Origin of the sequence: Peribacillus phoenicis (assembly GCF_047238085.1) — a bacterium.
Lineage (GTDB): Bacteria > Bacillota > Bacilli > Bacillales > DSM-1321 > Peribacillus.
The window spans coordinates 2,632,236-2,651,315 of sequence record NZ_JBDFMF010000001.1; the positions used below are offsets into that span (position 1 = coordinate 2,632,236).

Sequence of the window (19,080 nt, forward strand, 5' to 3'; positions counted from 1 at the left end):
AATTAAAAATTCAATAGTTATACGCTCTATCCAATTAATAACCTCAATTTATTAATTGGATATTTTCACCAGTTATTATTCTCCTCAAATCCAAGTTCGATTAAAAAATCACCGGTTTTCTCTTTAAAATTAAGTTTATTTTCTTCTGTGAACTCTTCACGCCAACTTCCAGTTTTTCCTTCACGAAACGTCCATGACCTTTTAGGATCGATATTTTTTTTCATTAAATGTAATAAATCACGCTTCTCAATATCTAATCCAATTAAATCTTCCCATAGATAATCAATAATCTTTAGAATTACCTTATCTTTTGTTTCATAATTAATTAGGTCCTCATAGCACAAACTGCAAACTGTTGGATCTTTTCGCCATTCATATATCATATGAAACTCTTCATAGATTCCCGGATAACGAATTTCTAATCCCCATTTATTATTTTTTTCTTCACCTATTAAGTCTATTCCTAAAATCACCGCATTTAATTGATCTTCAAAGTTAAATAATCTTTTTTGAAATACAGGATACAGTGGATGCTCGTGTAATTTCTCATTAATAAAGTATACCATTGAAACAGCTACATCACGTAAATCACGGTATATGAATACTTGTTTAATGGATTGGGATTGAAGTTCACTAGAAAATATAGAATCATAGGGAATATGAGAGGACAGCATCTCACCCTGTTTTAGTTTTAAAACTTCGTTCTCGTGTCCTCCCCCAAAGAAACGCTCTTGGTATATATTTGGAATTCCTTTTATGATTTGGGTTAATAGGTTCGTACCGCTTTTAGGAACAGAATTTATAAATATCTTAGGCAAAAGCAATTTATTTTGAGTCAAATCAATCTCCCCTATATACTAGTCTTATCTTTTGATTTGGAGTTTTAGTTTTTCACAGAAATTTAAAGACGCCCTATAAGTCTAGTCCAGTGATCTTTTTGTTCATTTATTCTTACGGTAAAAATTAAGAATATCTAATATAGATGTATCAAAAGAAATAATGGGCTGCCATCCCAATTTCTTTATATCATATACATTAATTTCGGTATGGTCTTCCGTTGTACTGTTTGAACTTGTTTTAGTTTTAAATTCCACATTTGTGAAAGATTTAAATTGGATAATAATGTCTGCTAATGAACGACTTTGCCCTGAAGCAATATCATAGATTTCCCCTGATTTCCCCTGGGTTAAAAGTATTTCATAAGCATTTACCGCATCTCTTACATCCACAAAATCCCGTTTTGCTTGCAGATTACTTACTTCAAGTACTTTTTCAGCTTTATTTTCTTCCATATCGACTATCTTTTTTGCAAATATGGAACAAACACCATTTGATATTCCGGGGCCAATCAAGTTTGAGGGCTTAGCTATAACGACATTCATGTTGTAAAGTACTCCCCATGATTGTGCAATAAGTACCTGAAGCGTTTTACTTAAACTATAAGGGTGTGTTAGAGTTGAAATATTTTGAGGGTCAAATTGCAGGGCTGAACCGACTATAACCACTTTACAGGCTGAATTTTCTTGCCTTAGTGCTTCAATTAAATAAAGCGTTGACATGGAATTTGCTTCCAGAGAAGAAACAGGATCAATCCATGATTTTCCTACATGGTTTTGCCCTGCTAAATGAAGAAGATAATCGGGTTTCACTTTCTTTATTAACTTACCTACATTTTCCTTGTTTGTTAGATCACAAAGCTCTGTCTCAACTTGACCATTTCCGAAACTCTTTCTAGACACAGCAGTAACAGCAAAACCTGCGTTTACAAAGTGATTACATGCATGCTGACCAGTGAATCCGCTTGCCCCCGTAATTAATAATTTAGGCATCTGGCTCATTACTTTTCCATCCAATTTTTTAATTCTTTTAGCATATGTTCATAAGTGGGAATCTGATAATAAAAATCGTTCCTTGTATTTTTTATTGTTCTATCCAGTACGATATGTGAGTCAGGTAAAATCTCAACATCTGTTTTATTAAAGGTCCTCTTGATTAATTTCAATAGATTATATTTTGACACTTTATTTTCAGAACCTAAATGATATAAGCCTGTTACGTTATTCTCAATCAATGCTTCAATGGCTTTAGCCAACTCAAGTGTTGTCACTCCATTCCACAGCACTTTCTCATAACCAATGATTTGATCTCTTTGCTTCATAAACCATTGAAACAACCCTATGCCATCTTCTTTTAGCTCTGGACCGATAATTGAGGTGCGAATAGTTAAATGTTTATCACTAATGATTTCTCCCAGTTGTTTTGATTGAGCATAAAAAGAAGTACCGTCAGGAATATCAACCTCCGTATAATTTCCTTTCGTTCCTGAAAACACGCAATCTGTACTAACATGGATTAATTTACCATTGTTCCGTTCAGTTAATTTGACCAGTTCATGTGGCAGTAAGCTATTTACCTGGAAGGCCAGCTTTGGATTATTGCTCGCATGATCATTTAATATACCAATACAGTTAACAATTATATCCGGCTTTATAGATTCAATGATTTCCTCCAACTTTGTTGGGATAGTAATATCTAGGTAGATACTATCCTTATCTTCGGGGTCCCTTGAAGTATAGAACACTTTATACTGTGGATTTTGTTGAAAATAAGCTGTTATTACGTGTCCTGCCATCCCTTTTCCGCCAAGGATTAGTACTTTCATTTAAATGAACCTGCCTTTTTGTAATATCTCTTTGATTTCGTCTTTACTCATCAATTCTTTGCTGGAATTGTAGTTCAATAAGTTTACAGGTTTATATTTTGAATAATGTTCCTTTAATTCTTCTGATTGGCTTGTAGGGAGAATAACAAAGTACTCATCATCAAAAGTAATCGTCGTTTTACTTTCGTATTCGGAGAGGAGGAGTTCATGCAATTTTTCTCCAGGCCTAATACCTAGGATATCCACGTCCACATTTTCCACATCAGAAGAATCAATCAATACTTGAGCAAGGTCAATAATTTTACAGGATGGCATTTTCATCACGAATATTTCTCCGCCAATGCTTTCAAAGGTTGCCTTAAATACCAATTTAATAGCTTCTTCAATGGTTAGAAAGAATCTTGTCATATTTAAGTCCGTTATACCGATTTTTCCCTTTTCTTTTATTTGCTTTTTGAATACATGAATGACACTTCCATTTGTGCCCAGCACGTTTCCGCCCCTGATACAAACAAATCTTGTTTTTGTGTTTAATGTATTAGCGTGTATGATCAATCTTTCAGCCATTGCCTTTGATAGACCATAAAAATTGGATGGATTCGAAGCCTTGTCCGTAGAAATGTTTACAACCGAGTGTACATTACAGCTTATAGCTGCCTCTATTACATTCTGTGTTCCAATTACGTTCGTCTTTAAAGCTTCAATGGGTTGATCTTCACATACAGGAACATGCTTTAATGCTGCCAAGTGGAAGATATAATCAACGCCTTGGCATGCTTCCAATAAAGCTTCCTTCTCTTTTACATCCCCGATTATGAAATTCAATTTCGGGTTATTATCAAACTCTTGTTTCATGGTAAATTGATTGGACTCATTTCTTGAAAAAATCCGTATTTCACGCGGTTCAAAATCCAATAGCTGCCTTACCAATTCATATCCCCATGAGCCTGTACCGCCTGTTACCAAGATTGTTCGATTCTTAATCAATTTTATGGCCTCCCAGTATTATTTTAAGCACTTTATCTGAAACGTTTTTATGGTCGTAGCCTTCTGGAAAAGTCCAGTCTTTTTGCTGGTTAACCATAACCTTTACACAATTGACGATTTGTTTAGCATTAATTCCCGATAACATATTGCTGCCTGACTCAATTGTTTCTGGCCTTTCCGTTGTTTTTCGTATCGTAACGGTCGGTACATGGAACAAACAACATTCCTCTTGAACGGTTCCACTATCGGTCAGCACACAAAAAGCGTTTTTTTCAAGCTTTACGAAATCAAAGAAACCAAATGGCTCATGAAATTCAATTAATGGGTGCACTTCTAATTTGGGACTGAGTTCTATACGGGATTTTGTTCGGGGATGTAAACTGCATATGATTCTTTTTTGATAGGTTTCGGCAACCAAATTAATGCCGTTCATAATTTCCATCAAACGGTCTTCATAGTCAACATTTTCGGCTCGATGGGCAGTTACGAGGAAATAATCCTCCTTTTTCAAATTCATTTTATCCAAAATTCCACTTTGCTCGATCTCATTGTTATAATGGTTCAAAACCTCGAAAATAGGGTTTCCCGATAAATATATCCTTTTGCTGGGGATACCTTCTTTCAGAAGATTCTCTTTACTTTGAGGAGTGTAAGGTAAGTTCAAGCTTGATACAGCATCAATGATCTTTCGATTTTTCTCCTCTGGCACTTCCAGGTCAAAACAACGGTTCCCTGCTTCCATATGAATGACGGGGATGCCCATCCGCTCTGCTAAGATAGAGCTGAGCCCAGAGTTCGTATCCCCCAACACTAATACTTTGTCAGGCTTTTCCTTTAATATGATAGATTCTAAATTCTTATAAATGGCTGCTAACTGTTCTCCTAGAGTTTGCTGTTGATTCAACAAGACATAATCAGGGGTTCTAACCTGTAGCTGTTGGAAGAATATTTCACTTAAGGATGTAGTGAAATTTTGTCCAGTGTGCACTAGAATATGTGAATCAGCATATTGATCCAATTTCTTTATTATTAGACTTAATCTGATGATTTCAGGTCGAGTCCCTAAGATGGTCATTACTTTCACGATTTACACTCCTTACTCTTTTCTGGTTTATGGCCTCTCCGTCTACCCTTTATTGTATGCACAGCTAATCCTATTGACATAGGCTAACCTATTAGATTTCGGTCTATTTAACACAAGTAACCGCCTTTATAGACTGCACTTCCGACCATGGCCTAGACCCGTTTATAGACTTTTTTTCATAAAAAAAGACATGGAAGGACTCCAAGTCTTTTTTTGTAGAACATCTGCCTCGATAGCCATAAAGTTCGCTGAAGCATTATCATTCTTTGGAAAAGGTAAATGTTTCATCCATTTTTCAATTACCTTGTTTGTTACCCTTCGAACTATGTGAAATCATTCTGAATTGAATTCTACTCCAATCTATTAAAAAAGCTATATGTCCTTATGGGGACATATAGCTTTTTATCATTTTTGAAATTGTAATTGATGCAGATTGGCAAAAATGCCCCCCTGCTTAAGTAAGTCATCGTGACCGCCCTCTTCAGCAATTCCTTCTTCCGTAACAACCACGATCTTGTCAGCGTTTCGAATGGTTGCCAATCGATGTGCGATAATTAACGTAGTTCTGTTTTCAGCTAGTTCGGTAAGAGCCTGCTGAATTATTCTTTCCGTCTCAGTATCGAGTGCAGATGTTGCCTCATCGAGAATTAATATTGGCGGATTCTTCAAAAACATCCTGGCTATTGCAATTCGTTGTTTTTGTCCTCCAGATAATTTCAAGCCACGTTCACCTATTTGAGTTTCATAGCCTTCTGGAAGTCCTTCAATGAAAGTCTCCAAATGGGCTTTCCTTGCAGCATCTTGAATTTGTTCATCCGATGCACCAAGCATTCCGTACGCAATGTTCTCTTTTACTGTTCCTGTGAAAAGAAACACGTCTTGCTGGACTATGCCAATTTGTGAGCGCAATGACTTTTTCGTCATCTCACGAATATCAATTCCATCAATGGATATTGAACCGGTCTTAACATCATAAAATCTTGGGATCAATGAACATATTGTCGTTTTCCCAGCTCCTGAAGGCCCGACAAAAGCAATGGTCTCACCAGCTTTAATTGTAAGATCAATACCTTTTAAAACTGGCTTTTTGTCTTCATAGTTAAAAGAAACATCTTTAAAGGAAATATCCCCCAACAGGGTGGTTACCTCTATTGCATCCTTTTTATCGACGACATCAGGCGCGACATCCAGAAGTTCCGTAAAACGCTTAAAACCGGCCATCCCTTTTGGATAGAGTTCCATCAACGCACTGATTTTGTCGATTGGCTTAAACAATACGTTAACATATAAGACGAATGCAACCAGTTCACCATAAGAGAGCTGCCCATGAAAAGTTAGCCAAGCTCCAATCACCAACACGGCAAGGGTCATAAACCTCGTCATCATATAAATGCCTGATAAGCTAAAGGACATAACCTTATATCCAAGAAGTTTCGCTTTACGGAATCTGCGATTATTAGTAGCAAATCTTTTCATTTCATATGTTTCATTAGTAAAGGATTGTACAACCCTCACTCCTGAGACGCTATCTTCCACACGGGCATTTACATCTGCAACTTCTGTATACATTTTCTTCCAGGCTTTATTCATCTTTAAATTACTTATGACAATTAATAAAACGAGGAACGGTAAAATACAAACCGATACAAGTGCCAATTTCACATTGATTGTCAACATAATCCAAAATGCGCCTATAAAAGTCATGAAGGCAATGAATAAATCTTCGGGACCATGGTGAGCAAGTTCACCAATATCGAAAAGATCATTGGTTATGCGGCTCATGATATGGCCGGTTTTCGTGTTATCAAAAAAACGAAAAGATTGTTTCTGCACATGCTCAAATAATTCTTCACGCATATCAGTCTCGATATTGATACCCAATTTGTGACCCCAATACCCTACGATGAACTGTAAGAAGGTACTAATGATATAAAGGAGGAACAAACCGGCACTTACCGAAACTATTGCAGACCAATCGTCGCCAGGCAGCAGTGTATCTATGAACCACTGAACAGCTAGCGGAAATGCAAGTTCAAGTACAGCAACGACCACTGCACTGAAGAAGTCAATAATGAATAACCGCTTATGCGGCAGGTAATATGAAGCAAAACGTCGAATCATCAAATTTTTCTCCTTTTTTACATATATTAAGGAGTATAATTCCATATTCAATATTCAGCAAGCATTTCAGAACCCCCATGTTCATATTATGGTAAAATCATCTATAAAACAGCCTAACCCGGCTCAAGCAATCTAGTAAATTAAGGAGTGAATCCAGTGTAAAAATTATAACCATTCTAAATATCCAGTAACTTTATTTTCGCAAAAGGATGGTATATATGAAAAACTCATCGTTTCGATGCCTTTGGATCGGTCAGGCGTTTGCAAATCTAGGGGATATATTTTATGTAGTCGGGTTGATTTCATTATTATATACTTTGACGGGATCTGCCTTTTATTTGAGCTTGCTTCCGTTCACTACAACGATTTTTCGGTTTATCAGCAGTTTACTCTCCCCCCTTGTCATCGACAGGTTTCCTTTAAAAAGAATCCTTGTACAATCTCAATGGTGGAAGTCCATCTTACTCGTTGGTCTAGGAATCTATATAACAAATTTCAATCATGGTTTTGCTGTTGCCGTCATTTGCTTCAATGCCTCCATTTCATTATTGGATGGAGTCGCTGCCCCGGTCAGCGCAGCTTTGGTTCCTCAATTAGTTCCAAAAGAAGAACGGATGAAAGCGAATGGTTTCTTGAATATGATCACCCAGACCATCTTTGTAACAGGATGGCCACTAGGTTCCGTCTTATTGATAAGTACCAACAGCAGTTTCATTATTTGGCTTACGGTCATACTTTTTGCCGTTTCAACGATCTATACAATGAGAATAGAAGTCTCAGAACGAACGACAGATTCTGTTGTTCCGTCAATCTGGGGTTCGGTTAAATCCGGATGGGTTTCGATTCGACAAATCCCAACTATCCGTACACTCATTTCCATTGATTTTATAACTACTTTGGCTTCAAGCGTGTGGGTGGCTGCCGTTATATATGTATATGTTGAACAGAACCTGCAACTGGGTGAGGAGTGGTGGGGCTATATTAACACAAGCTACTTTGTCGGCATGATATTCAGTGGATTGATTGTCATCCGTTTTGCCAAGTTACTAGAAAAATATATAGGATTCTTCATCACTTTCGGGCTATTTCTCAGTTCAATGCTAACCCTGCTTTTTGGAACTACCAGTATTCCTGCTTTGGCTTTGCTGCTGGCATGCCTGTACGGTCTCCCGGAACAAATCCGGGAAGTGATCTATGCAAAGCTACTCCAAGACCATGCTTCGGAAAAAACTCTTGCAAAAATTCATGCCGTTTGGGGAGCAGTCATCAATCTTACATTTGCAGTCTCTGTCTTACTATTAGGCTATATAACGGAAACATACAATGTGAAAACAACGTTCCAATTTTCTTCCACCCTGATATTCCTTGCCTTTCTTTATGCAATTTTTAAAAAGAAAGACTTACAGGAAAAAAAAAGAGCATTCGATGCCAAATCAGTCATCAAATATTCCGAGATGATGCATTCCATTCGGTTAACCGTTAAAGTAAAGGAGCCTTGGTTTTCCATGGCTCCTTTTTATTGATTAATTGCCATTCGAACGATATTGGCTCCCTTTAAATTCTTCTAGGTGTGATTGGCTTGGCCTGATAAAAGTTGCACATCCAAACAAGGGAAAAATATAACACTTCTATTAACCGCCTGCACCCATTCATCTATTTAATAATCAAAATATTCTTTTCTATAAACGCCCAATTCTGAGGGAATTCCAAACCAATCTGCCAATAAGTTGCACCTATCAGTTCATATGCATCAATCATTTCATATTTTGCGCTTATCGATCGAATATCTTCAAACCAAACCACATGATTCGAATTTTCTCTTTGATAAGTATAGGTAGGTGATGCTGCAGACGTGTCAAAAGTTATTTCAGCGCCAGTTGCTATGGCAAGATTTTGGGCATTTTGAGCTGACAAAGCTTTCGTTTCGTGGCTTGGTACTATCCAATCGTATCCATACATAGGAAATGCCGACTGCAATTTATATTCAGGTATATTCGTCAAAGCATAACGAAGTACCTCGCCCATCCACCAAAGTGGGGAAATTGGTTCAGGCGGTCCAGTAGGATACCCATAATCAATGGTCATCACGGCAACAAGGTCGGCTGCCTCTCCGATCCCCCGATAATCATGGCCGCCTACAATTCGATTATCAGGATTATCCGCTGTTTTTGCGTGTACGTTCACATGAAGGATCAGTTCTTTCAACCCCTCCTTTAATTCTTTTAAAAAAAGCACATAATCGGAACGCCGAGCAGGTGGGATGAATTCGATGTCCATACTGACACCCCCATACCCTTTCTCCCTAACGAAATTCAGCATACTATTGATTAAATTCGCTCTGTATACTGTACTAGCAAGGACATCACCCGCCAAATCAGCATCAAAATCACCATCTTGAAAGTTCCGGATCATCAGTAGGGGCGTCACCCCGGTTTGCTCGCATTTCGCGATAAGCGGGAGATCATCACCATCAACGTATGCATTTCCTTCCCTTGTAAACGAATAAGCTACGATGGCTAAATAGGATAATTTATCACCATTCTCCTCAAGTGTTTCAAATACTGCTCCACCTGAAGTCGGAAAGGCAAAACCCAGTGTAATCAATTGATTTTTGTAAGGAGACGGAATCAAAATTTCCGCGCCGGCTTTAAGCGAGTTTGCAACGATTCCAGGATTGGCTTCCATGATTGCCGCTGCACTCGTTCCAAAACGACTGCCGATTCTAGTAAGGGTATCCTGATTTTTAATTAGATACCTTCGATTCACCGCTTTTTCATCAGGTATATACAATGCCAGGCCAGGAACCAAAGCTGTTGATTCCAAACCGTTGACTTCAATTACCCTTGATGGTTCAACTTTATTTTTTCTGGCAATTTCCCAAAGGCTGTCACCTTTTTTCACAATAATGATCGTCATTCATAACCCTCCAAACTCCCTCCAAAAAAGTTTATGTTATTCAGGTAATTGGATAGAACGAATTATCATATTTCCTTGATGATATCCTGTTTTTTTATATAATAAAGGATCACTTAAAAAAGAGGCTGTCCACAGGGACAACCCCACGCTATTTCGTTTCACATGCTTCCATTCATTAAAGTAAATTCTTAATATCGTAGAACTTACCATTCTCCAAATCTCCCGAATCAAGAAGCTGCAAAAGTTTATCTGCCACAAATCCAGGGCTTCTTAACATGCCCTTCTCTTTATATTCATGAAATTTGTCTCGATCGGAAAAGTCCCGTTCGTCTGCTGACCGGATTGTCCCTTGCATCTCCGTATTCATTACTCCAGGTGAAAAAGATATGAGAGACGTAGGGAAAGACGTTTTATCCTGCTCCACCCCTGCAACCCGTGTAAACATTTCTAGCCCCGCCTTAGTACTGCAATAAGCTGCCCAACCATGATAAGGATTTTTTGCTGCACCTGATGATATGTTCACCATTACCTTCTTTCTGTTCCAGTCCTTTGTCTGTTTAATGAATTCATCAGCCAATACGATGGGTGCCATGAAATTCACCCGCATGCTTGTTTCCAAATTTCCCATACCAAGCTTTCCTACCGGCTTTATCGGTTCAATAACGCCTGCATTATTAATGAAGTAAATGTCACTTGTATCATCGACAGCAGCAAAAATCTCATTGACTAAGGAAGGTAACTTTTCAGTTTCATTCAAGTCCATCGAAATAAATGTAAGTTTCTTCCCTGATCGGTCAGCCAGCCGCTGCATTTCAGGATTGGCTGTACGGGAAACTAAAATGCAATGATCACTCGTCTGCAAACATCCTTTGGCGATGGCAGCACCTAAACCTTTTGAAGCTCCTGTGATTATAAACGTTTTCACGGCTTTTCCCCCTTTTATGGATATAAACTATTGTACCAAAATCGAGTTCGGAATGGTCTCACCACAAACCGTGATTTTAATATAAGACTTGGTTATACTTTATGGTTTTTACTGTTTTATGGAATCAAGCTCCGTACTTGTTTTAAATTGCAGGAAACTCAATTATTGAGTTTGTGAACAAAAGAAGTTCCATCTAAATTAAAGCAATGTTGATTGGAGGGATGTGCAAGACTCCTGCGGGAAAAGCGCATCCAAAGGAGACCCCGCAGGCGCAAAAGCGCCGAGGCGGACCCGCGGAAAGCGAGTGCCTGGAGAGGAAATCAACGATTTTTGCAAACTCAATTAATAACAATTTTGTCTACAACTGAAAGGAGCAGCGGATTTCTGAAATCAAGCTCCGTAGTTTTTTAAATAAAAAGACTGCAGGCAAACTCCATTTCTCGAATTTGTCTACAGCCTGAGCAGACCATGTAGTAATGGTCCGTTTAGTTTAAAAATTATAATATCGGTGATACCAGCCTTGCAATGGACTCTTTAAAACGAATCCACTTTGAACGCTTTTCAAACTCTTCAATTGTAAGCTGCCTGCATACTTCGACATCCTTATAAAAAATCCTTGTCAGTGTTTCGGCCATTCCTTCATCATAAATGAAGGCATTGACTTCAAAGTTCAATTTAAAACTACGGACATCAATGTTAGCTGTCCCCACCGAGGAGACCTCTTCGTCCACCACGATCATCTTCGCATGAATAAAGCCGTTATCATAGATGTATATCTTAGCTCCCGCTCTTAATAACTGCCCTGCATTGAAAGTTGTTGCCCAATAAACGAAAAGGTGATCAGGTTTATTCGGAATCATGATTTTCACATCTAACCCTGATAAGCTGGCGATCCTGAGTGCATCCAATAAACTTGCATCCGGTATGAAGTAAGGTGTTTGAATGAGAATCGATTTTTTTGCTGAAGAAATTAATTTAATATAGCCATTTTTAATTTGTTCCCATTCAGAATCCGGCCCACTTGTCACTATTTGCAAATCTATATTTCCTTGAGGCTTTACAATAGGGAAATAATGAGGCTGATAAGTTATATCATGGTGCTTTGATGCCTGATTCCAATCCAGGATGAAACGGGTTTGAATGGCTTTGACAGCCGCCCCCTTTATTCGAAGGTGTGTATCACGCCAATAACCGAATTTTGGATTAAGCCCTAAATATTCATCACCAACATTAAAGCCTCCAACGTACCCTACTTTTCCATCTATGATGACGAGCTTTCGATGGTTACGGAAATTCAGTCGTAAATTTATGAATTTTAATTTGGATGGAAAGAATGCCTCCACTCGTCCTCCAGCCTGCCTAAATTCCCTGAAGAAACGTTTAGTCATCCCTCTAGACCCCAGCTCGTCATAAAGCAACCGAACTTTGACGCCTTCATTCGCCTTTTTGGTCAAAGCTTCAATGAATCGTTTACCCAGGCCGTCCCTTTGAATGATGTAATATTGTATATGTATATGGTTTTCGGCCGCTTCAATATCTTTAAAAAGCTGGTCAAACTTATTTTTCCCTTCCGTAAAAATATCGACTTGATTATCTTCAGTAAGTACGGCATCATTGTTCCGGAGATGCATATAAATCAAATCACGATAATTACTCGAAGAAGCATTTCGAAAAGGAAAATGATTCGTTGAAAGCTCTTCCATCTGTTTATCAATGATTTCTTCGATCCCGATCTTCTTCTTATCCTCCCATTGGAATAAGTGTGCGTGCCTTAAACTTGTTCCAAAAAGCAGATATAAAATAAAACCGACTACAGGCAAAAAATATAAAACCAATAACCAAGCCCAGGTCGTGCTCGCTTCCCTTCTTTCAAAAAATATGACAATAGTGGCAAATAAAATATTTAGAATGATGACGAGGCCGAGCAAAACCGATGTAACATGCGTAAATTCCATAGCATACCCTCACTAAATTTTTATCCCTTTAAGGATACCATGCAAATTCTTTATATCAAAGGATTTGCCTATCAGAAATGAAAACAGAGAATTCACAAAAATGGACCTCTTCTTGTAGAGGTCCATTTTAAAAAATCCATCCACCCCGGACACTGAAATTTCTCAGATTGGTCAAGTTGTCTAATAATCTTTGTCTTAAAAATTCCTATTTAACAATAATTTAATTGCTTACCGGCTTTTCACTAATAAATTCACAGCTTCTTTCACTAGCTCTTCGGGATTCTTTTCTCCGGATTCATTAGCCTCCCGGACGCATTCAACAAGATTGGAACTTACTATTACCCCAATTGTCCGATCGATTGCAGATCTGGTTGCAGACAACTGCGTTACTACATCCCTGCAATCTTTATTATCCTCCATCATTTTCAAAATCCCACGCAGCTGTCCTTCAATTCGCTTCACTCTATTTTTAACCTGCTTATCATATTCCATGTGAGGCCTCCTACCCTGCCTATTACTTATGAATCCGATCCAAACATCCATCATAAAACCCATTCAGTCGAAATGAAGGTTTGATAAAAATCTTACAATTTATAATACATACCACATAGGTATAATTGTCAAGTGCCAATATCCAATAAAACTCCAATATGTAATCCCTATTTTTGTACAAGGAGACTTTGTGCAACAGCCTCAGAAAACTCGATCGTCATTTGGGGAACGTAGGTTTTTAACAAAGCATTGACGATTGGGGCTTTGGCCCCTTTTGCCGTAATCACCAGGCAGCCAGTCATTTTAGTCTGTCCTATTTCGCACTGTTCCGCTAAAAAATAGCCATGCCCATCAAATTTTTCATTTAATCCCTTAAGACTAAATGTTACCTTTTCAGGTTCAATCCATTCCAATATATTCACTTCAAGTTTAATTTTCTTCTTCATTAATCCCAAATCGCTTTTAAACTCCCAAATAAGTGTCTCCTCATTAATCATCTCATGATTGATATATCCTGGGACAAGAGGTGCCCACCGGTCTATGCTACTTACAAATCCCCATACTGTTTTTATTGAAACAGGTAAAATGATACTATGCACACCTTCTGACAAAGCAAATCCCCCTTAATCATTCTACTTACATCTTTTTAATATATGGCTGAACAATATTGAATAGAACGGTAAGATTAGATTCTTAAACAAAATACTCCCGGTGGTAGTAAAAAATCGCCCCTCTGCAATAAAGGGACGATCCTTTTTTGACTTATTAATCTGACGCAAATTCAACCGTATACATATTCAATCTTGGATCTGGGTTAATCCAGGCGCTTTCAAACACGAAAACCACTTTGTAATTTGCGTAATCGGTATAAGTGACATAGTACATCCCTTCTTGCTCCACTTCACTTACAGGTTCACCGATCAATTCCTTCAGCATGGATAAATGGATGGTTTGCAATTGCGGATCAAAATCATCAATGGCGGTAATCGTCTTTCTTCCTGTTGAACCGTCATAGAGGAACCGGACATTACGGCTCCAATAATTGGCTGCAACGGTACTTAAATCTTCCGGTGCACCCCAGGCTTTTTCCACTTTCTTCAACGAATCACCTACAGAAAATGGTCCACTGCTAACGGATTGTTGGGATTCATAGGCTAAACCCATGATCTGCCTAATCAAAAGGTCTGGCGTGGATTGCGATGATATTGAATTTGATGAAGCAATTGCAGCCTGCCCACTAAACATGAGAAATGCCAGCATTAGAAATGTAACGCTTCGGATAAAACGATTCACTTGTTTCAAAGTTATCCTCCTTCTCCACCTGGAAATGACTGATTAAATTATATTAGAAGATACCTTAATAAAGATAAAAAATTGCGAATGTCATTCCATTTGGCTTTACCTTTACCATTAATATTCATCGGAACTTTGGACACATACCATTCGTTCAAAAAAATCTTTAAAAGAAATATTAATACGGATTCAATTATTTCTATATTTATCTTGATTTTAAAACTGGTCCTAAAAATGACTTAGGCAGTTAATTTGATGGTGACTTCTTCCGTCCGAACGGGCAAAAAAAAATGTTGACAGCGTTTTCTTATGAAGATAGTATAATTATTACAAGTTAACGATGGTGGAGATTTGGAGACTCATGCTTTAATAGGACCTTTTAACATAAAGGGTTACTATTTTGGTATGAGTTTTTTTATGTATCATCATCAATACTTTACTTAAATAGTTCAAAAATATCATATTAAGGAGGAATTGGATGCTCAAATTTTTTAAGCCAGCTCTACCGGTTGAAAGATTACCTGAAGGAAAAATAGATTCTGAATATAAGAAACTCAGATTACAAGTTTTCATCGGTATCTTCATTGGTTATGCAGCGTATTATTTAATTCGTAAAAACTTTTCCATGGCGATGCCATATTTAAAGGAGGAAGGCTTTACAACTGGAGAGCTGGGTCTTGCATTATCAGCCATTTCGATTTCATATGGGATAAGTAAGTTTGTAATGGGAACTGTGTCAGACCGAAGCAATGCAAGGTATTTCTTGCCAGTTGGTTTGATACTTGCTGGAATCGTCAGCTTACTTATGGGCCTTGTTCCATTTTTCACATCGTCTGTTACGATTATGTTTATCATGTTATTCATTAATGGATGGTTTCAAGGGATGGGCTGGCCACCATCAGGCAGAGTGCTTGTTCACTGGTTCAGTGTGAGTGAAAGAGGAGGGAAAACGGCAATATGGAATGTTGCCCACAACGTGGGTGGTGGCTTAATGGCACCATTGGCGATTGCAGGTGTCTCCATCTTTGCAACAATAATGGGTCCTTCATATGCAGGTTATGAAGGGATTTTTATACTACCTGCTCTAGTTGCCATATTAATAGCAATCATTTCATTTATCTTAATACGTGATACACCACAATCAGTTGGATTACCACCGATTGAAGAGTATCGTAATGATTTTCCAAATAAAATGAAAAAAACGTTTGAAACAGAATTGACAACAAAAGAGATATTATTTAAATATGTATTGAATAACAAATGGGTCTGGGCGATTGCGATTGCAAACATCTTTGTTTATTTCGTCCGTTATGGGGTACTTGATTGGGCACCAACCTATTTAAGCGAAGAAAAAGGCTTTAACATGGACGAGTCCAGTACGGCTTATTTCTTATACGAATGGGCAGGCATTCCGGGAACTTTATTATGCGGTTATATCTCGGATAAGGTTTTTAAAGGACGTCGTGGACCGGCGGGGGTTGTCTTTATGCTAGGAGTATTAATCGCAGTCCTTGTATACTGGTTTAACCCTGCGGGCAACCCAATGATCGATATTATTTCCCTAATTGCGATTGGATTCTTAATTTATGGACCTGTAATGTTAATAGGTCTGCAAGCACTGGATTTAGTTCCTAAAAAAGCTGCAGGCACTGCAGCAGGACTGACTGGCTTATTTGGATATTTAGGTGGATCTGTAGCCGCTAATGCTATAATGGGATATGTAGTTGACTTTGCAGGCTGGAATGCAGGCTTTACATTAATAACGATTTCTTGTGTTCTGGCAGTAGTGGTATTTGCATTTACATGGAATGTTCGTGGACAGGAAGTAGTAAAGGGCTAATACAGGCATATTATTGAGCTAAAACTTCCCCATCCCCCCTTAGATATTCTAAGGGGGGATGGTTTTTTTATGAATAGTTAAACACCTACAAGATTAGATCGAGAATCAAAAATAACCGAATATTCAGTTTTTAGTACCCGCAAGTAGTTGACAAACTGTTGGGGGTAACATTTCATATGTATATAATTAATGACTATGCCTAAAAAACCAACGGTCCTAAAGGCATAGTCATTACATCAAAAATCTTAGATAGATTAATGCTTTCTACTAATATACTGCTTATTGCCGATCAAAAAGAGAAGCTCCCGCTATGCCGGGCTTTGTCATCTCATAAGGATTTAGAATCAGATCCAATTCTTCCTCTGTCAGTACATCATATTGTAAACAAAGTTCGCGAACTGATTTGCCTTTTAAAATCGCTTCCCGCGCAATACGTGAAACCACTTCGTATCCAAGGTGCGGATTGACTGCTGTAATCACTCCAACACTTTGTTCAACATAATCTTTTAAATGTTGCTCATTTGCTTCAATACCTTCTAAACAATAATCTGTAAAGACATTGAAAGCATTGTTCATAATGCTGATTGATTGCAATAAGTTGAATACAAGCACTGGCTCCATTACATTCAACTCTAGTTGTCCTGCTTCTGATGCTAAACAAATCGTATTATCGTTCCCGATCACTTGGAAAGCGACTTGGTTAATCAATTCTGGCATTACTGGATTTACTTTTCCTGGCATGATGGATGAACCTGGTTGACGAGCTGGAAGTGTGATTTCCCCTAATCCCGCTCTTGGTCCTGAAGCCATCAAACGTAAATCATTAGCAATTTTAGACATATTCATCATACATACTTTCAATGAAGCTGACACTTCAGTATAAGCATCCGTATTTTGAGTTGCATCTACTAAATGTTCTGCTCCTACAAGCGGCAAGTTACTGATCTCAGCTAAATATGTAACAACATTTTCAATGTAACGCGGATCTGCGTTCAATCCCGTTCCCACTGCTGTTGCTCCCATATTCACTTCATATAAATGTTGACGTGATTGACTGATTCGTTTTATATCGCGATCCAACACACGACTGTAAGCCTCAAATTCTTGACCGAGGCGAATCGGCACTGCGTCCTGAAGATGTGTGCGTCCCATTTTGATAACATGATCAAATTGTTTTGCTTTATTCTTTAAGACCGTACTCATCTTGGTCATTGTTTGCAACAATTGCTCTAAAAGTCGTAGTGTTGATAAATGAATGGCAGTAGGGAATACGTCATTGGTTGATTGCGACATGTTAACATGGCTATTTGGACTAACATGTACATAATCACCTTTATTGTGTCCCATAAGTTCTAACGCACGGTTGGCAACGATTTCATTAATGTTCATATTCATCGATGTCCCTGCGCCGCCTTGTATTGGATCAACGATGAAATATTCATGCCACTTTCCATCGATCACTTCATCTGAAGCTTTAACGATAGCGTTTCCAATACCTTCATACAAGCGTTTGGTATCCATATTTGCTAAAGCGGCTGCTTTTTTTATCATAGCAAGTGCACGAATCATTTCTTCATTGACTTTATAACCGGTAATCGGAAAATTTTCTACAGCGCGTAAAGTTTGTATTCCATAATAAACATCTGCTGGAATTTCCTTTTCCCCAAGAAAGTCTTTTTCAATTCGGTATGTTCTCTCATCTATCAACATTTCCTCTTGCCCCTTTGTTTGTTCTAGAATGTAATGTCCTCTGCAATCGGTGTTTCCATCAATTCCTTCACCTTTTTGGGATCCTGTGTCTTTGCTAATATCCACATCAACTTAGGAACGATGGCTTCTGTATTCATATTTCTGGAACGAATGATGACATTCTTATTTACTTTACGTCCCACTTCGTATATATCCATATCCTCCCCTTCCTCTAAACATTGGGTAGTAATGACAATGGATATTCCACACTCGACCAACTCATTCAACTTCTCTAAAATATTTCTTCCTTGAAACGGAATACCCCCGCTCCCATAACTTTCAATTACAATTCCCCGGTATTGATTTTTCAGAAAATCAAAGAATTCGGGCTTAATCCCCGGATATAGCTTAACCAAAGCAACATCAGTACAAATGGAAGCATCTAACTTGGCTTCCTTATTCTTTGTTGATTGAACTGGCTTAAGATACTCAATTTTATCTTTTGATATGGAAGCAATATAAGGATAATTAATACTTTCAAACGAATCATAACTTTTCGTTCTCAATTTAATGGCCCTTGTACCCTGGATGACTCTACCATCAAAAACTACATATACGCCTCCAATATCTTCACAAGCAAACCGAATCGCATCGGAGATATTTCTTTTGGCATCCGTCTTTTTAAAGGCAATTGGGATTTGAGAACCTGTAATAATAATTGGTTTCCCTAAGTCTTGTAACATATATGAGAGCGCAGCTGAAGTGTAAGCCATCGTATCTGTCCCATGGGTGATCACAAAGCCATCGTAATCATGGTAGTGCTCATGGATGGATTGTGCCATTTCTGTCCAATCTTCCGGCTGCATATTTGTACTATCGATATTCATCAAAGGCTTACTATCAATCTGACATAAATCTAATCCCGGAAGGTGACCTAAAATTTCGTCAGCTTTCATCCCTGGAACCAGTCCATTTTCCCCTTCTAACGATGCAATTGTACCACCGGTAGTAATTAACATCAACTTCTTAATTTTTGACTTCAATTTCTCCAATATACTACCCCCTATAAAACCTCCCTGTATCCCAATCATTCTAAGCATCTCAGAAAGGATGTAT

At 38.1% G+C, this 19,080-nt stretch carries 16 protein-coding genes; 2 read left to right on the plus strand and 14 right to left on the minus strand.

All coding sequences use genetic code 11. From position 1 onward, the window contains the following. Positions 1-65: 65 nt before the first annotated feature. From ABC374_RS12850 to ABC374_RS12875, 6 genes are all read right to left on the minus strand, one after another. Positions 66-839, minus strand: a complete 774-nt coding sequence (locus ABC374_RS12850; protein ID WP_413018169.1) for a sulfotransferase domain-containing protein — start codon at positions 837-839, stop codon at positions 66-68. Positions 840-941: 102 nt separating this feature from the next. Next, positions 942-1,838: an NAD-dependent epimerase/dehydratase family protein gene (locus tag ABC374_RS12855; RefSeq protein ID WP_413018171.1), complete on the minus strand. Its 897-nt coding sequence runs from the start codon at positions 1,836-1,838 to the stop codon at positions 942-944. Then, entirely contained in the window at positions 1,838-2,662 is an 825-nt protein-coding gene (locus tag ABC374_RS12860) for a dTDP-4-dehydrorhamnose reductase family protein (protein ID WP_413018173.1), read from the minus strand. Before ABC374_RS12860 ends, ABC374_RS12855 begins: the two co-directional genes overlap by 1 nt. After that, entirely contained in the window at positions 2,663-3,649 is a 987-nt protein-coding gene (locus ABC374_RS12865; RefSeq protein ID WP_350299003.1) for a polysaccharide biosynthesis protein, read from the minus strand. It lies immediately after the preceding gene. Beyond that, entirely contained in the window at positions 3,642-4,733 is a 1,092-nt protein-coding gene (wecB, locus tag ABC374_RS12870; RefSeq protein WP_413018175.1) for a non-hydrolyzing UDP-N-acetylglucosamine 2-epimerase, read from the minus strand. The genes ABC374_RS12865 and wecB overlap by 8 nt, the downstream gene beginning before the upstream one ends. Positions 4,734-5,138: 405 nt before the next feature. Continuing rightward, positions 5,139-6,854, minus strand: coding sequence for an ABC transporter ATP-binding protein (locus ABC374_RS12875; RefSeq protein WP_350299005.1), 1,716 nt, complete (start codon positions 6,852-6,854; stop codon positions 5,139-5,141). A 218-nt stretch (positions 6,855-7,072) separates the two neighbouring features. On the opposite strand from ABC374_RS12875, the gene ABC374_RS12880 reads away from it, so the two are divergent. Then, the gene (locus ABC374_RS12880) at positions 7,073-8,377 is read left to right on the plus strand and encodes an MFS transporter (RefSeq protein WP_413018177.1); all 1,305 of its coding nucleotides are present in this window, start codon (positions 7,073-7,075) and stop codon (positions 8,375-8,377) included. A gap of 130 nt (positions 8,378-8,507) precedes the next feature. Here the strand turns inward: ABC374_RS12880 and ABC374_RS12885 are convergent, their stop codons facing one another. The 6 genes from ABC374_RS12885 to ABC374_RS12910 all read right to left on the minus strand — a co-directional run bounded on the left by ABC374_RS12885 (position 8,508) and on the right by ABC374_RS12910 (position 14,435). Beyond that, positions 8,508-9,770, minus strand: coding sequence for a glycosyl hydrolase family 18 protein (locus ABC374_RS12885; RefSeq protein WP_413018179.1), 1,263 nt, complete (start codon positions 9,768-9,770; stop codon positions 8,508-8,510). 175 nt (positions 9,771-9,945) lie between these two features. Continuing rightward, entirely contained in the window at positions 9,946-10,695 is a 750-nt protein-coding gene (locus ABC374_RS12890) for a (S)-benzoin forming benzil reductase (protein ID WP_413018181.1), read from the minus strand. Between the two features lie 497 nt (positions 10,696-11,192). Further along, complete coding sequence (cls, locus tag ABC374_RS12895; protein ID WP_413018183.1) at positions 11,193-12,650, minus strand: cardiolipin synthase; 1,458 nt, start codon at positions 12,648-12,650, stop codon at positions 11,193-11,195. A 228-nt stretch (positions 12,651-12,878) separates the two neighbouring features. Next, entirely contained in the window at positions 12,879-13,142 is a 264-nt protein-coding gene (locus tag ABC374_RS12900; RefSeq protein ID WP_034307218.1) for a metal-sensitive transcriptional regulator, read from the minus strand. 167 nt (positions 13,143-13,309) lie between these two features. Then, on the minus strand, positions 13,310-13,753 hold the full coding sequence (locus ABC374_RS12905) for an SRPBCC family protein (RefSeq protein ID WP_413018185.1): 444 nt from the start codon (positions 13,751-13,753) through the stop codon (positions 13,310-13,312). Positions 13,754-13,907: 154 nt separating this feature from the next. After that, positions 13,908-14,435, minus strand: a complete 528-nt coding sequence (locus ABC374_RS12910; protein WP_350302882.1) for a DUF4309 domain-containing protein — start codon at positions 14,433-14,435, stop codon at positions 13,908-13,910. Between the two features lie 478 nt (positions 14,436-14,913). On the opposite strand from ABC374_RS12910, the gene glpT reads away from it, so the two are divergent. Next, a complete protein-coding gene (gene glpT / locus ABC374_RS12915) occupies positions 14,914-16,275 on the plus strand; it encodes a glycerol-3-phosphate transporter (RefSeq protein ID WP_350299011.1) in 1,362 nt (453 codons plus the stop codon). Positions 16,276-16,554: 279 nt separating this feature from the next. Here the strand turns inward: glpT and aspA are convergent, their stop codons facing one another. Further along, positions 16,555-17,985, minus strand: a complete 1,431-nt coding sequence (gene aspA, locus ABC374_RS12920) for an aspartate ammonia-lyase (protein ID WP_350299012.1) — start codon at positions 17,983-17,985, stop codon at positions 16,555-16,557. Between the two features lie 23 nt (positions 17,986-18,008). Beyond that, complete coding sequence (locus tag ABC374_RS12925; RefSeq protein ID WP_413020338.1) at positions 18,009-18,995, minus strand: asparaginase; 987 nt, start codon at positions 18,993-18,995, stop codon at positions 18,009-18,011. Positions 18,996-19,080: the final 85 nt, after the last annotated feature.

Bases quoted from the DNA above. Each gene is read 5' to 3' on its own strand.
- glpT (WP_350299011.1), top strand. From the start codon at position 14,914: ATGCTCAAATTTTTTAAGCCAGCTCTACCGGTTGAAAGATTACCTGAA.
- ABC374_RS12880 (WP_413018177.1), top strand. From the start codon at position 7,073: ATGAAAAACTCATCGTTTCGATGCCTTTGGATCGGTCAGGCGTTTGCA.
- ABC374_RS12855 (WP_413018171.1), bottom strand. From the start codon at position 1,838: ATGAGCCAGATGCCTAAATTATTAATTACGGGGGCAAGCGGATTCACT.
- ABC374_RS12875 (WP_350299005.1), bottom strand. From the start codon at position 6,854: ATGATTCGACGTTTTGCTTCATATTACCTGCCGCATAAGCGGTTATTC.
- cls (WP_413018183.1), bottom strand. From the start codon at position 12,650: ATGGAATTTACGCATGTTACATCGGTTTTGCTCGGCCTCGTCATCATT.
- ABC374_RS12885 (WP_413018179.1), bottom strand. From the start codon at position 9,770: ATGACGATCATTATTGTGAAAAAAGGTGACAGCCTTTGGGAAATTGCC.
- ABC374_RS12900 (WP_034307218.1), bottom strand. From the start codon at position 13,142: ATGGAATATGATAAGCAGGTTAAAAATAGAGTGAAGCGAATTGAAGGA.
- aspA (WP_350299012.1), bottom strand. From the start codon at position 17,985: ATGTTGATAGATGAGAGAACATACCGAATTGAAAAAGACTTTCTTGGG.
- ABC374_RS12860 (WP_413018173.1), bottom strand. From the start codon at position 2,662: ATGAAAGTACTAATCCTTGGCGGAAAAGGGATGGCAGGACACGTAATA.